Source organism: Gracilibacillus boraciitolerans JCM 21714, from assembly GCF_000521485.1.
GTDB classification, from domain to species: Bacteria; Bacillota; Bacilli; order Bacillales; family Amphibacillaceae; genus Gracilibacillus; species Gracilibacillus boraciitolerans.
The window spans coordinates 15,752-29,405 of record NZ_BAVS01000025.1; the positions used below are offsets into that span (position 1 = coordinate 15,752).

At 36.9% G+C, this 13,654-nt stretch carries 10 protein-coding genes and 3 pseudogenes; 10 read left to right on the forward strand and 3 right to left on the reverse strand.

The annotated features are described in order from the left end of the window. Window positions 1-218: 218 nt before the first annotated feature. The 9 genes and pseudogenes from JCM21714_RS13420 (at window position 219) to wecB (ending at window position 9,564) form a co-directional block, all read left to right on the forward strand. Window positions 219-660, forward strand: a pseudogene (locus JCM21714_RS13420) (cell wall hydrolase). A 215-nt stretch (window positions 661-875) separates the two neighbouring features. Then, window positions 876-1,785: pseudogene (locus JCM21714_RS13425) on the forward strand (carbohydrate ABC transporter permease). Then, on the forward strand, window positions 1,785-2,618 hold the full coding sequence (locus JCM21714_RS13430; RefSeq protein WP_148295043.1) for a carbohydrate ABC transporter permease: 834 nt from the start codon (window positions 1,785-1,787) through the stop codon (window positions 2,616-2,618). Before JCM21714_RS13425 ends, JCM21714_RS13430 begins: the two are co-directional and overlap by 1 nt. A gap of 167 nt (window positions 2,619-2,785) precedes the next feature. Then, window positions 2,786-4,105, forward strand: a pseudogene (locus tag JCM21714_RS13435) (ABC transporter substrate-binding protein). A gap of 427 nt (window positions 4,106-4,532) precedes the next feature. Continuing rightward, window positions 4,533-5,210: a hypothetical protein gene (locus JCM21714_RS21895; RefSeq protein ID WP_235182869.1), complete on the forward strand. Its 678-nt coding sequence runs from the start codon at window positions 4,533-4,535 to the stop codon at window positions 5,208-5,210. Then, on the forward strand, window positions 5,149-6,240 hold the full coding sequence (locus JCM21714_RS21900) for a sensor histidine kinase (protein ID WP_235182870.1): 1,092 nt from the start codon (window positions 5,149-5,151) through the stop codon (window positions 6,238-6,240). The genes JCM21714_RS21895 and JCM21714_RS21900 overlap by 62 nt, the downstream gene beginning before the upstream one ends. Before the next feature lie 58 nt (window positions 6,241-6,298). Beyond that, window positions 6,299-7,810, forward strand: a complete 1,512-nt coding sequence (locus tag JCM21714_RS21905) for a response regulator transcription factor (protein WP_035725059.1) — start codon at window positions 6,299-6,301, stop codon at window positions 7,808-7,810. Next, window positions 7,770-7,865 carry a helix-turn-helix domain-containing protein gene (locus tag JCM21714_RS21910; protein WP_235182872.1) on the forward strand — a complete coding sequence of 32 codons (96 nt, stop codon included), beginning with the start codon at window positions 7,770-7,772 and terminating at the stop codon, window positions 7,863-7,865. The genes JCM21714_RS21905 and JCM21714_RS21910 overlap by 41 nt, the downstream gene beginning before the upstream one ends. Before the next feature lie 601 nt (window positions 7,866-8,466). Then, a complete protein-coding gene (gene wecB, locus JCM21714_RS13450) occupies window positions 8,467-9,564 on the forward strand; it encodes a non-hydrolyzing UDP-N-acetylglucosamine 2-epimerase (protein WP_035725060.1) in 1,098 nt (365 codons plus the stop codon). Window positions 9,565-9,633: 69 nt separating this feature from the next. Here the strand turns inward: wecB and JCM21714_RS13455 are convergent, their stop codons facing one another. After that, the gene (locus JCM21714_RS13455; RefSeq protein WP_035725061.1) at window positions 9,634-10,404 is read right to left on the reverse strand and encodes a helix-turn-helix transcriptional regulator; all 771 of its coding nucleotides are present in this window, start codon (window positions 10,402-10,404) and stop codon (window positions 9,634-9,636) included. Window positions 10,405-10,525: 121 nt separating this feature from the next. Between JCM21714_RS13455 and JCM21714_RS13460 the strand changes: the two genes are divergently transcribed. Further along, complete coding sequence (locus JCM21714_RS13460) at window positions 10,526-12,448, forward strand: right-handed parallel beta-helix repeat-containing protein (RefSeq protein WP_035725107.1); 1,923 nt, start codon at window positions 10,526-10,528, stop codon at window positions 12,446-12,448. Window positions 12,449-12,518: 70 nt separating this feature from the next. Here the strand turns inward: JCM21714_RS13460 and JCM21714_RS19425 are convergent, their stop codons facing one another. Together JCM21714_RS19425 and JCM21714_RS19895 are read right to left on the reverse strand one after the other, a co-directional pair. Further along, on the reverse strand, window positions 12,519-13,205 hold the full coding sequence (locus JCM21714_RS19425; protein WP_158413522.1) for a class I SAM-dependent methyltransferase: 687 nt from the start codon (window positions 13,203-13,205) through the stop codon (window positions 12,519-12,521). Further along, window positions 13,133-13,375: a hypothetical protein gene (locus JCM21714_RS19895; RefSeq protein ID WP_052000670.1), complete on the reverse strand. Its 243-nt coding sequence runs from the start codon at window positions 13,373-13,375 to the stop codon at window positions 13,133-13,135. Before JCM21714_RS19895 ends, JCM21714_RS19425 begins: the two co-directional genes overlap by 73 nt. Window positions 13,376-13,654: the final 279 nt, after the last annotated feature.

Sequence of the window (13,654 nt, forward strand, 5' to 3'; positions counted from 1 at the left end):
AACAGGAAATAAGAAACGGGGGGGATAGGCTTATTTTCCTATCTTAGTGAAAACATCAGTACTGACATACAAAGCTTTAATTTTAAAAGCTAAATGAATTTAAACTCATAATTCAACAAGGTATAACTGTAATTTTAAACATCTAAAAGTGGATTGTTAGCATTTATAAAGCATTTTTATCAACTTTTTTCATACACTGCTTTTAGAGGTGATAAAAAGTGGCAAGAGTAAAATACAACAGCAGTGATATTGACTTAATGGCACGTATGATGAGGGCGGAAGCGGAAGGGGGAAGGGAAATTAGGAATGCTGATGGTTGGCAATGTCATCATAAATCGAGCCAAAGCAGGTTGTTTAGATTTTAAAGATTTAAGGAGCATCTCCGACGTTATTTATCAGGTTCAGGGTGATAATTATTCTTTTGAAGCTGTTCAAAAAGGAAACGTTTTTTATCAGCGTGCAAGAGAGGTGGAAAGAAGATTAGCAGAACAAACGATAAAGTACTGGAGAGAGCATCCTTCTAAATATGCGTTATGGTATTTTAATCCTTATGGTGAATGTCCACCGACATGGTATGGCCAGCCATTTGCTGGACAGTTTAAAGAACATTGTTATTATGAACCAGAAGCAAATACTTGTGAAGGTGCTTATAGATGGTAACAAAACCCCCACTGTTGGTGGGGGGGTTTTTATTTTGGGAATAGGAAACAGAGCCTGTCCCCCTGTATCCAAAACAGGTCAATTTTATATCCCTGTGTGGTCAATTTTGTTGACTTTTTTAGTATGCGCTTACATTTATAATGGGGGTTAATTACTTAACGAGGTGGTGCTAGAGGGTGAATTCATATGCAGAAGAGAAAAAGGTGGATGTTCCAATCCAAAAAGCTCAAGTAAATACCGCCAGAAGAAAGGCGAAGTGGAAGAAGGTTTTAGCATATGCAGCGTTCGTTGGACCAGCACTGCTATTCTTCTTAACCATTCAGATTGCTCCTTTTATCATGGGGATTTATTATTCCTTTACTTCCTGGAATGGGGTAAGTGCAGCGATTGAATGGGTGGGATTTGACAATTATATAAAAATCTTTACCAACGATCAGAAATTTTATCAATCCTTTCTATTTACAACAAAATTTATGTTAGCCGCTGTCTTTATTAGTAATCTGATAGGCTTTGGACTTGCTTTAATATTAAATGCGGCGCTGAAGACAAGAAATATTCTGAGAACTGTCTTTTTTATTCCAAATGTAATCGGTGGTTTATTGCTTGGTTTTATCTGGCAGTTTATTTTTATCAAAGGTTTTGCTTCCATTGGTAACATAACTGGGCTGTCTTTTTTTCAGCAACCCTGGTTAGGAACAGAAAACACGGCATTTTGGGGGAATTGTTATTGTATTTGCATGGCAAATTAGCGGCTATATGATGGTAATTTATATTGCGGCATTACAAGGGGTAGATCATTCTCTTTTAGAAGCTGCCAAAATAGATGGTGCATCCTATCTGAAAGTATTAACCAAGATTATTGTTCCATTGATCTTACCGGCATTTACGATCTGTTTCTTTCTAACGATTTCAATGGCCTTTAAAATTTTCGATTTAAATATTTCGTTAACAGGTGGCGGACCATTTAACTCCACCGAATCGGTAGCGATAAATATTTATCAAGAAGCTTTTACCAATAATAGATATGGACTTGGAACAGCTAAATCGATCTTGTTTTTCATCGTAGTAGTGATCTTTACAACATGTCAGGTGATGTTTACCAAGAAGAAGGAGGTTGAAGCATGATCACAGGAAGATATACAAAAGCTACGTTACTTTTAGAAGTGTTTGCGATTCTCTTAGCTTTGTTTTTTCTCGTTCCCTTTTACTTTGTAGTAGTCAATTCTGTCAAATCTTTCTCAGAGATTCTTGTGGATGCAGCAGCTTTACCAACAGAAATTCTATTTAGTAATTACGCCAATGTCTGGGATGTGCTTAATTTCCCGGTAGCCTTTATGAATTCATTTTTAATCACGATTTTTAGTATTGCTGGTATCGTGTTGATTAGTGCAATGGCTGCATGGAAAATGGTTCGAACACCAGGCAGACTGAGTAAAATTTTGTTTATACTGTTTGTTTCCGCAATGGTGATTCCCTTTCAAACGGTGATGATTCCCCCCCTGATGAAGCTGGGAGGCATGCTTGGGATCATGAATAGTATTCCAGGAATTATTCTTATGTATTTCGGTTTTGGGGTTTCGTTATCCTTGTTCTTATTTCATGGTTTTGTCAAAACAATACCAAAGGAAATTGAGGAATCTGCGAGAATTGATGGTGCCAATGACTTTAGTGTGTTTTGGCGAATTGTCTTTCCACTATTAAAGCCAATTGCAGTTACCGTAGTGATTTTAAATACGCTATGGATTTGGAATGATTATCTGTTACCACTGCTAGTTTTACAGGATCCAGATTTGAGAACGATTCCATTAGCAACTAGTTCCTTCTTTGCTCAGTATACAAAGCAATGGGATATGGGACTTGCGGCACTTGTAATGGGGGGGATTGCGCCAATTGTTGTCTTTTTCCTCTTTTTACAAAAACATATTATCAAAGGGATTGCTGCTGGTTCTATTAAATAATTCAGAAATTTTATTAAAAAAGATAGATACAAAAGGTATATAATGAAGGTAGAAAACAACTGCCTCCATTTATATAAAGTAAGATTTCCTTTATTGGGAAGTCTTACAAACGGTTCACGCCGTAATCAATCTAACAGGTAATAAAATATCAGGGAGGTTATTAGAAAATGAAAAAAGGATTGCTATTATGTTTATTATTGATGTTCTTGGTTGGTGTACTGGCAGCGTGTGGTGGCACGTCTGATAGTGCGTCGGAAGCAAATGATGCAGAAAGTCAGGAAACAGATGAGACGAGTGAAGAAACCACGGCGGAAGAGGGAGAACAGGTAACACTTGAATTTTTTAATGGAAAAGTTGAAATTCATGATCAAGCATTAGAAATGATTAAAGAATTTGAAGCAGAGCATCCAAACATCAGTGTGGAATTAGAAACAGTAGGTGGAGGTGCAGATGGGGGATGCGGCATTAAAAGCAAAATTTGCCTCAGGCGAAGCACCGGATATGTTCACGAATGGTGGCTATAAACAGCTGGAACTGTGGAAAGAACATTTAGCGGATCTGTCAAATGAGCCATGGCAGAACATGTCTTACCATTTGCGAAAGAACCGATGACAGATGAAGATGGTAAGCTGTATGGAAGACCGGTTAACTTAGAAGGTTATGGCTTTATCTATAATAAAGATTTATTCGAACAAGCTGGAATTACCGAGCCGCCTGCAACGATGACAGAATTGGAAGAAGCGGTACAAAAGCTGGAAGACGCAGGTATCACACCGTTTGCAGCTGGATATGGTGAATGGTGGGTGATTGGACAGCATTTATTAAATATTCCCTTCGCTCAACAAGACGATCCAGCGGCATTTATCCAGGGATTATATGATGGAACAGAAACTTTTGTAGGTAATGAACACTTCGAAAACTTTAAAAAAGTCATTGACATTGAGACGCAGCATGGTAATGATAATGCGTTGACGACCGATTACAATACCCAAGTAACCTTATTTGCAAGTGGCGAAACAGCTATGCTGCAGCAGGGGGGGAACTGGACAGAAAATATGATCTATGAAGTAAATCCCGATATCAATATGGCATTCTTGCCGATTCCATTGAGCGATGAAGCGGATAGCAATCGAATTCCTGTCGGTGTTCCTAACAGTTATGTAATTAATAAAAATTCCGAGCATCTTGAAGAAGCGAAACTCTTTTTAAATTGGATGACCACTTCTGAGACGGGGAAACGTTATATGACAGAAGTGTTTGCCTTTATTCCAGCCTTAGATAATGTCGAGGCATCAGGATTGGGTGACTTAGGTCAATCGATCTTGGAATATTCTAAGGAAGATAAAACGATTCCATGGACATGGTTTAGATGGCCAGAGGGTGCCAACAAAGAATTTGCAGCTTCGATTCAAAAATATGTGTCAGGTCAAATTGAATATGAGCAAGTATTAGAAGAATTCCAAGCTTCATGGGATAACTTAAAATAATAATCGATGTGGCGGGAAGTATCTATTACTTTCTGCCGCAAAACCGAATAACCAAACGAATTAAGATAAACACAAGGATGATTAGGATCATAATCGTTGTAGAGCAAATCAATAGCGAAGGCGTCCGCTTTCACTCCTACGGGATGTTTTTATCCGAAGATCCACTTTGGCTTGCCAAAGTTAGCTGAGGAGAAAAACCCGTGGAAAGGGAAGCGGACAAGCCAAAGCGATGGTTAAGCACTTATAGCATTTCAAAATTATTCCATCAGTTAGAGAACATAATTTTTCTGTTATGCAATTAATAGATCTGAACGATAACAAATTCTTTGCAGAATTCGCATATTCGTTCGGATTTTACTTTTATTAAATAAATTTTGTCCCAGGCCCTTCTTGTTTTATACTTAGAAGCAAGATAGGAGGTACCTTCTTGTTTAAAAACAGTATACGAAATAAGCTGATTGTTCTATTATTATTGATCACTATTATTCCGTTTGGTTCTTCGGTATTGGTAACTTATCTCTACACGAAAGAAACATTAACAGAAGAAACAACAAAGGAAAGTGTGAATTTGCTCTACCAGGGAAAAATCAATATTGAGAATTACTTGAATGAATTAAACAATCTTTCACTGTCTATCTATAATAATCCAGATTTAATGAACCATTTAAAATCATCTAATTATCAAACTAATTATTTGATGCAGGACATTGTCAGCAATGTGATGTTAACACTCTTGTACGCAAATGACAGCATAAAGCGTGTGACGATTTCCAATACCGAAAAAAATTATCGGATTTCAGTATCAGCAAGATCGAACGTCGTTTTTACCTCTTTGGGAATGAATGTAAATAAAGAGATTTTTCATAAGGCAAAGAATAGTCCTAATCATTTATTTATCGAGTCGATCTATCAAAATGATCAACTAAATTCGATTGCTTTCCACCGAGCAATTGTCAATGTACCGGCAAATAATATTGTTGGTTATATTACTCTCGAGATTGATCCTGATAAACTTTCAGAATTAAGTCAACGGCTTTATCATAATGAAACAGAAGAGCTTGACATTGTGTCCCCCAGAAGGAGATTTCATTTTTCGATCGGATAACAACGAAGTCGAGCACCATAAACAGCCATGGGTCAAGGAATTACTAGAATCAGAGGATGATAGTGGAGTACGCGAGCAACGTGATGAACATTTTGACGGAATCATTGTCTATCAGCGCATTTCTGAAAAATTAGGGGGGGATTGGCTGTTGATTAAACGTCTGCCTTATACTTCTTTATATCAAAGTGCTAATGAGGTTGGTTTGATTAATATTGGCTTTGGTTTAATTGGCTTAGCTTTAGTGATTATGGCTACCTTTTTTGTTTCTTTTAAAATTACGTCACCGATTAGGGTTCTAGTTCAAAGTATTCAACAAATTGATAAAGATAATATGCAAGTGCCATTTAAGTCATTAGGGAATGATGAGATTGGTATGCTTGGGGATCGTTTTAAACAGATGATTGAGAGAATCAATCGATTAATTAATCGTGAGCTTAAGCTGGAAATTGAAAACAAAGCCAATCAGCTTAAAGTACTTCAGTCTCAAATTAACCCTCATTTTCTTTATAATGCATTACAATCAATTGGAACATTAGCGTTAAAAAGCAACGCACCAAAAGTCTATGCTCTTATTACCCAACTATCAAAAATTATGAGGTATGGAATGGACATGAAGGAAGATATGGTTTTGTTGGAGAAAGAAGTCGAATATATCAAGGCGTATCTTTTGCTAAATAAAGAGCGATTTGATGATCAATTCCAGTATAACTTGGAATTTGACCCGGATACCTTGGATTGTAAGGTTCCAAAAATGATTATTCAGCCGATTGTGGAAAATTATTTTAAGCATGGATTTCTTTATACAGAAGAACAGGTTGGACAGTTAACCATTAAGGGAGAGCAAGTGGAAGATCAACTTATTATTTCTGTAAAGGATAATGGAAAAGGAATGACGGCGGAACGGATTGCTGAAATCAATCGTGCCTTAATCGAGGATCATACAAGTAACTCGATTGGTTTGCGGAATGTATATGTTCGCTTAAAGTTAAATTATGGGGGGACGCGGCAAGCCTGCAATTTCAAAGTTTAGCAGAAGGTGGTCTTCTTGTAAGATTGCAATTACCACTAGATGGTGAGGGTGAAAACAAATGAAAGCAATTATTATAGATGATGAAAAGCATGTAAGAGAAGGGATACAGCTTTTAGCGGAATGGCACAAATATGGTATTAAAGAAGTGTTTGAAGCGAAGGATGGCGAAGAGGCGAAGACGATAATTAACGCACAAAAGCCAGAATTAGTTTTTACGGATATGAATATGCCAAATGTGGATGGCATAGCATTGTTAAAGTGGTTAGATCGTTTAGGATATTTAAATGAAGTGATTGTGATTAGTGGCTATGATGATTATCAGTATATGAGGAATGCCATTTATTATGGAAGCTTTGATTATATTTTAAAACCAATTGAACCCGATGTATTAAATGAAACATTAGAAAGAGCGGTAACTCATTGGCGCGAACGTGATCAGAAACAGCAGTTCGATTTGGAAAATGACAAAGTAGCTAAGGTAGTAAAGCCGATTTATTGGGATCATCTTTTTTCAGGAATTATCGATCGGTCTTCTGTTTCAGAGGAGACGTTGCAGAAAATTAAGAAGGAAATTAATGTAGATATACGGAATGTTCCCTGTACAGTTGCATTGCTTCATATTTCTTTCATGATCGAACAAGTATTTGATCGTGATGAGGAACTGGCCTTTTTTACTCTTTTGAATATTTGTAATGAGTATATTGGCGAAGCTGGTGTTTGTTTTAGAAATGTGAATCAGCGCGACCAAATTGTGATCCTTCTCTGGGATAACGTTCAAGGGAAAAGTTATATTCAAAAAATTCATGAGGCTATTTATAGCTTTTCGGCTAGATATTGTACTACAGTAGTAGGAGCGGAAAGACAATCGGTGGCAAGTGCCTATCATTCTGCAAAAGAGACGCTGTTAACCTTTAATTTACTAAATGTTAAGCGATGGAAACAAGTGGTTACACGTGATAAAACAGATTCGCGTCCCGTTATTCATCTTTTGGATTATTCACAGGAAATTAGCTGGGCATTGCAAAGCGGAAGCAAGGGAAAAATCGATGAAATTCTGGATCAGCTTTTCCAATCGATGGAATCAACCTGTAATCTTTCGATAAAGCAACTGCAGATTTGGGAGCAACAATTTGAAATTTTGAAGAGTAATTGGCTGAAGGAATATCAGATTGACGAGCCTTCATTACCATCGAAACGGCTCTGTTACTGGGAGGAGGATGGCTGCTTTTCCTTTGAATACTTTCAACGAGAAAAGCGTGAAGACTTTTATCACTTAATCGACTTATTGTCTGACGCGAAGTATTGTAAAAGCAAGAGTAGTATCGAGGAAATTGCGGAATATCTTGTACAACATTATGATCAAGATATTAAATTACAGGATATTGCGGATCATTTCTATTTGAGTCGTGAATACATCGCAAGAAAGTTTAAACAATCCTATGGAGACACCGTGATTGGATATTTAACCAACATACGCATGGAAAAGGCAATCGATCTGTTAGAAAACCCCCCATTTAAAAATAGCGGAAATCGCTTCAAAAGTAGGCTATCAAAACGAAAAATATTTTAGCAAAATCTTTAAAAAAAGAACAGGCACCTGCCCAAAAGAATATCGCCAAAAGTGAGGAGACATGGGGGGGACGGTTCTTGTGTTGCATTCCTTCTTTTTGCAAGGAGAATAATGGTTGAAATTTTTCCATTCTGGTAAGTTCTGTTAAGCTTAGTTTCTTATCATTTGAATATTTTTTTAAGAATTCAGAAGTAAATAAAGTGAGGCTATGATCCGTGGTGGCTTTTGACTCTCCACTGATCATTAGCGAAACTTACCAGGGTAGTAGCGTTTTTTACTTCAATTTAGCTTCCTTGTGGTACTTGAAGCTTAAAGTGGTGGTCTTACAGACGATTAGCGCTATGATAAATTAGATTTATCTAACTTAGGCGAGAAGACTTCTTCCTCAAAACGCGAAACGTTTAGGTGGGAGATGAAACGAATAAAGCTCGTATTTCTTACGGAAAAGGCAATATCGTTTAATGATGAAATTGTCAGCACGATATGTATTAACGGATGACTTTACACAGAAGGAAAAATAAATTCTGTTAGATATGTTAGAGCGAATTACGAAGAATGCTGTAAATTATATAAAAAGGTAGGAAAGACACTACGTTATTTGATAAAATAGAAAAGTATGAAAATTAAAATTGAATGTAAGGAAGTGACATGTATTTATGAAAAAAATATTGGTTGTATTTGGGACAAGACCTGAAGCAATAAAAATGTGCCCATTAGTTAAAGAACTGGAAACGCGTAAGACGCTTGAAATAGTGGTTTGTGTGACGGGACAGCATAAAGAAATGCTCCAACAGGTGCTCAACGTATTTGATATTGAACCGGATTATAATTTATCGATTATGAAAGATAAACAAACTTTATTTGATGTAACAACTAGAATTTTGGAGAAAATGAAAGATGTATTAGAAGAAACAAAACCAGATGTAGTGCTTGTACATGGCGATACTTCCACCACCTTTGTCACATCTTTGGCATGCTTTTACTTACAAATTCCTGTAGGTCATGTCGAGGCTGGACTTAGAACCTATAATATTTACTCGCCTTATCCAGAAGAGTTCAACCGTCAAGCTGTTGGCCTAGTGGCGAAATATAACTTTGCACCGACTGAAATGTCAAAAGAAAACCTTTTAAAAGAAGGAAAAGATCCAGCATCGATTTATGTAACAGGTAACACGGCGATAGATGCGTTGAATACGACAGTACGTGAAAATTATGCACATGAACAGCTCGATTGGGCAGCAGGTAGTCGCCTGATCATGATCACCGCTCACCGACGTGAAAACCTTGGGGGGGAACCAATGCGTCATATGTTTAAAGCAATCCAACGTATTGTCGACGAGTATGAAGATATTAAAGCGATCTATCCGATTCATATGAATCCTGTCGTTCGAGAAGCTGCGAATGACATTTTAGGAAATAATGATCGAGTACGCATTATTGAACCATTAGAAGTAATTGACTTTCACAACTTCTTATCCCAATCTTATATGATTCTCACTGACAGTGGGGGGGGTATTCAAGAGGAGGCACCAAGTTTAGGTAAACCGGTGCTAGTAATGCGTGATACCACAGAGCGTCCGGAGGGTGTGGAAGCTGGGACATTAAAATTAGTCGGGACAGATGAAGAAAATATTTATACACATTTCAAACAATTGTTAGACGACAAGTCAGAATATCAAAAAATGAGCAAAGCAAGTAATCCATATGGTGATGGTCATGCAAGTAAGCGTATTGCAGATATACTAGAAGGGTAATTAGGACATGAGGATAGGCTGAGACACTTAAAAAACACTCCTTTTTTAAGTGATCTCAGCCTGTCCCATTTATTGGGATGCGGCCCCCATGTCCCGATACGTTCTTGGCGGCTGGTTGGTGATTTTTTTGAAGTTGCGGTGGAAGGTACGCAGGTTTTGGTAGCCGCATTGGTTTGCGATTTCTCCGATTGATTGTTGACTGTTTTTTAAAAGGTAGCATGCTTGTGAAATCCGATATTGATTTAAATATTCCGAAAAAGACATATTGGTCATTTGGGCAAATAATTTGGATAAGTATGGATAGTCATATTTTAAATGGGCAGCTACCGCCTTTAACGTGCATTCCTGAAAATAATGCTGATCCACGTATAGAAGAATTTTATGTAGCACCTTTGTTTTTGTGGAATATTCTACTGGAAGAAATTCCGTATTATCGATTAATAAACTACATAGGTAATAAAGAAAACTTTTTTGCGAATAAATGGTATCGATGGCTGTAAGGTTAGGTGCCTTATGTAAATGCAACAGATTATTTTTGGGAATATAACCTTTATAATTTGAAAAAAAATGACCGATTAATTCAGGTGAAAATAATATAATAGTGATGTTGGACTGTGTGATCGTTTTAAATTCGTGCATCTGATGATTAAATATAAAAGCAAGGTCATTTTTCTTTAATCTATATTCATTTTGGTCAATGGTTAAAAGTAATTCGCCTTCTTCGACAAAGACAAGTTCATAAGCTCGATGAAAGTGAAGAGGAAAGCTGTCATTAACAAAAGAAAAATAACGAAAAAATTCCTTTTCTTCAACCCCCCCGTGTTTTTCAAAAAATACCATCTGGTAATCCTCCTCTTCAAAAACACAAATATTGTCTTATATTATACTAGAGGAGGAATAGAATTGCATGGTTTCCTCCTTTTATAATGAAGATAGATTTTATTATCAAGGAGGAGATAGAATGGCTATCGAATATCATGTTGCAAAAAATGGTTCTGAGCTTGGAAAAGGTACAAAACAGGATCCGTTTCATTCAATTAACCAAGCGGCAGCTGTTGCGGTTGCAGGCGATACAGTGACGATTCATGAGGGAGAATACCGGGAATGGGTTAAACCAAAATATCCCGGACTTAGTAACAAGCGGCGTATTACGTATCAGGCAGCAGATGGGGAACAAGTAGTAATTAAAGGATCTGAACAGATTCGGGAATGGGAACATGTGGATGGTGATATTTGGAAAGTGGTCTTGGCCAATTCCTTTTTTGGCGATTATAATCCATATAATGAAATTGTCTTTGGTGACTGGTTATTTGATTTGGAAACAAGGCATTTAGGTGATGTGTATTTAAATGGGATGTCTTTTTATGAAGTGAATAGCTATGATGAATTAAAAAATCCAAGTGTAAGAACAGAGGTGCTTGATCACTGGACAAAAAAGATTGTCCCTGTTCATAACCAAGAACAGACGAAATATGTCTGGTATACAGAAACAGATCATAAAAATACGACGATTTTTGCCAATTTTCAAGGAGCGGATCCGAATCAGGAATTGGTTGAAATCAACGTTCGCAAAGCATGCTTTTATCCAGAAGTAACAGGTATTGATTATATTACTGTAAGAGGTTTTGAAATGGCACATGCTGCAACGCCTTGGACACCGCCAACTGCAGATCAGCCAGGTTTAATAGGTGCGAACTGGAGCAAAGGCTGGATCATTGAAGATAATATTATTCACGATTCTAAGTGTAGTGCGATCAGTATTGGAAAGGAAGCGTCTACAGGTAATAATTATCGATCTGTTCGCAAGGATAAGCCGGGTTATCAATACCAATTAGAATCTGTCTTTACTGCTAAAAAGGCTGGCTGGAGTAAAGAAAAAATCGGCTCCCATATCATCCGTAATAACACGATTTATGACTGTGGCCAAAATGGAATTGTAGGTCATTTGGGTTGTGTTTTTAGTGAAATATATAATAACCATATTTATAATATCGCTTTAAAACGGGAATTTTTTGGCCACGAAATAGCTGGTATTAAGCTTCATGCGGCGATTGATGTTCAGATTCATAACAACCGTATTCATGATTGCTCATTAGGTCTGTGGTCAGACTGGCAGACTCAAGGTACAAGAGTGAGTCAAAATCTTTTTTATCACAATAATCGTGACATGTTTATGGAAGTAAGCCATGGCCCATATATGATAGATAACAATATTTTAGCTTCTGAGTATTCGTTTGATAATTTTGCGCAGGGTGTTGCTTACATTAATAATATTATTTGTGGAAAGATGGTTCATCGTAAAATCTTAAATCGTTCGACTCCATACCACCTGCCTCATAGCACAGATGTAGCGGGATATTCCCTAATATATGGTGGCGATGACCGTTTTTACAATAATATTTTTGTAGGGGCTCACGATTTAGAAGATGTTGGGACTGCGCATTATAATGGCTATACAGCTTCACTTGATGAATATATGGAGGAAGTTAATCAAGAAGCAGGTGACGTCGACCGTTTTGAAAAGGTGGAACAGCCAGTATATATTAATAACAATGCGTATTTTAATGGTGCAAAAGCATATGATCGGGAGGAAAATAATATAATCGATCAACATTTCGATCCAGGATTTGAAATTGTAGAAGATGGCGATCAAGTATTTCTTTCATTTGAATTACCAGAGGAATTGGAAAAATTTCAAGGAGAGGTTCAGTCAACCGCAACGCTCAATCGTGTCCGCATTGTGGACGCTGAATTTGAAAATCCAGATGGTAGCGATATAGTGATCGACAATGATTATTCAGGTAATCAACGATCATTGAAAAGCCCACTAGGCGCGTTTACCAACATCCAAAAAGGAAAAAATAAAATCAAAGTCTGGAGTTAACGGGACGAGGGGACAGGCTTTGTGGCCCATTTATTTGGACACAGAGCCTGTCCCCCCCATGTCCCATTCATTAATCTATTGTTTTTTCAATGACGAACATTGCTTTACTGTCTGGTAGTCTTATGTTCCTGTTATCAACTGCATCTGTAAAATCAATTTTCTTGGATAAAAAGTAATGATAGCCTTCTTGCAGATAATTTTCATGTTTAAGGATATGTGCGCCTTTGAGTAAACTTTTTAAATATAAAAGATATTCATGCAATGTCATGATGCCAAATTGTTCTTTCACTTCACGATCGTAGGCATCTTCTCCCCCCCAAGTATAGGTGTACAGAAATTCCATCGCATCATCTAAAGGAAGAACGACATGACCATCACCAACATACTTTAACTGGATTTGTCTTCCTTTAAAGTCGTTCGTGAATCTTTTCACAATGTTAATATCTCCTTTATTTTTAAACCAAATGGCAACATCATGAGAGGATTTCGGTGGTCTAATGCCGTCTCGAATAATAATACGGCCACCTTTTGGTAGGACATTCCAAGCGCCTTGTAATGCTTCACTAACGGCGTCTATACTAAAATCGTTGTAAGAATATACTTCATGAAGTACAGAAGAAAATAATACGGTATCTATCTCTCCGTATTCAAAATATTCATCGATTTTTCTAACATCACCTTGTACTAGCTTAGGATTATAATTACTTGCTGTAGTATCAAAAAGTGTCTTGGTGTAGCTGATTGATTTATGAGACAAATCGATTCCATGTGCCTTAAAGCTTGATCGAATAATTTTTTGATCATTTCCCCCCCTCCACCACTACCAGCATCAAGCACGTTCTTTCCTGCAATATATGGAATCACTCTAAGTTTGTCATCAATATTTATATTTAATTCTTCGAAGTAGTCTGTTGTATGTTGTAGCAATTGTTACCCTCCTGTTTCTTATTCAGTTAACCTTTATATTATATATAATTTTGGGGGGTCTATTTCAAGCTAATAACTAGAAGTTTGTAAAAAGTCTTTTGTTTTAAGGATGACATAATCGTTAAAATAGTCTATTAGGCGTTGATTTAGTGGGATAAACTATAAGCATTTTCTTTGTAATTTTCATTTGATTTTGGTATCGTTTTCATAACGATTATTTATATGAAAGGGGTTTCAGTAGTTTCGCTTTAATGCCAAGGCTTTCGTCATAATATTAAT

What these genes read in the sequence shown, in the direction of transcription:
- JCM21714_RS21900 (WP_235182870.1), top strand. Translation starts at nt 5,149, where the DNA reads ATGAAACAGAAGAGCTTGACATTGTGTCCCCCAGAAGGAGATTTCATT.
- JCM21714_RS21905 (WP_035725059.1), top strand. Translation starts at nt 6,299, where the DNA reads ATGAAAGCAATTATTATAGATGATGAAAAGCATGTAAGAGAAGGGATA.
- wecB (WP_035725060.1), top strand. Translation starts at nt 8,467, where the DNA reads ATGAAAAAAATATTGGTTGTATTTGGGACAAGACCTGAAGCAATAAAA.
- JCM21714_RS13455 (WP_035725061.1), bottom strand. Translation starts at nt 10,404, where the DNA reads ATGGTATTTTTTGAAAAACACGGGGGGGTTGAAGAAAAGGAATTTTTT.
- JCM21714_RS13460 (WP_035725107.1), top strand. Translation starts at nt 10,526, where the DNA reads ATGGCTATCGAATATCATGTTGCAAAAAATGGTTCTGAGCTTGGAAAA.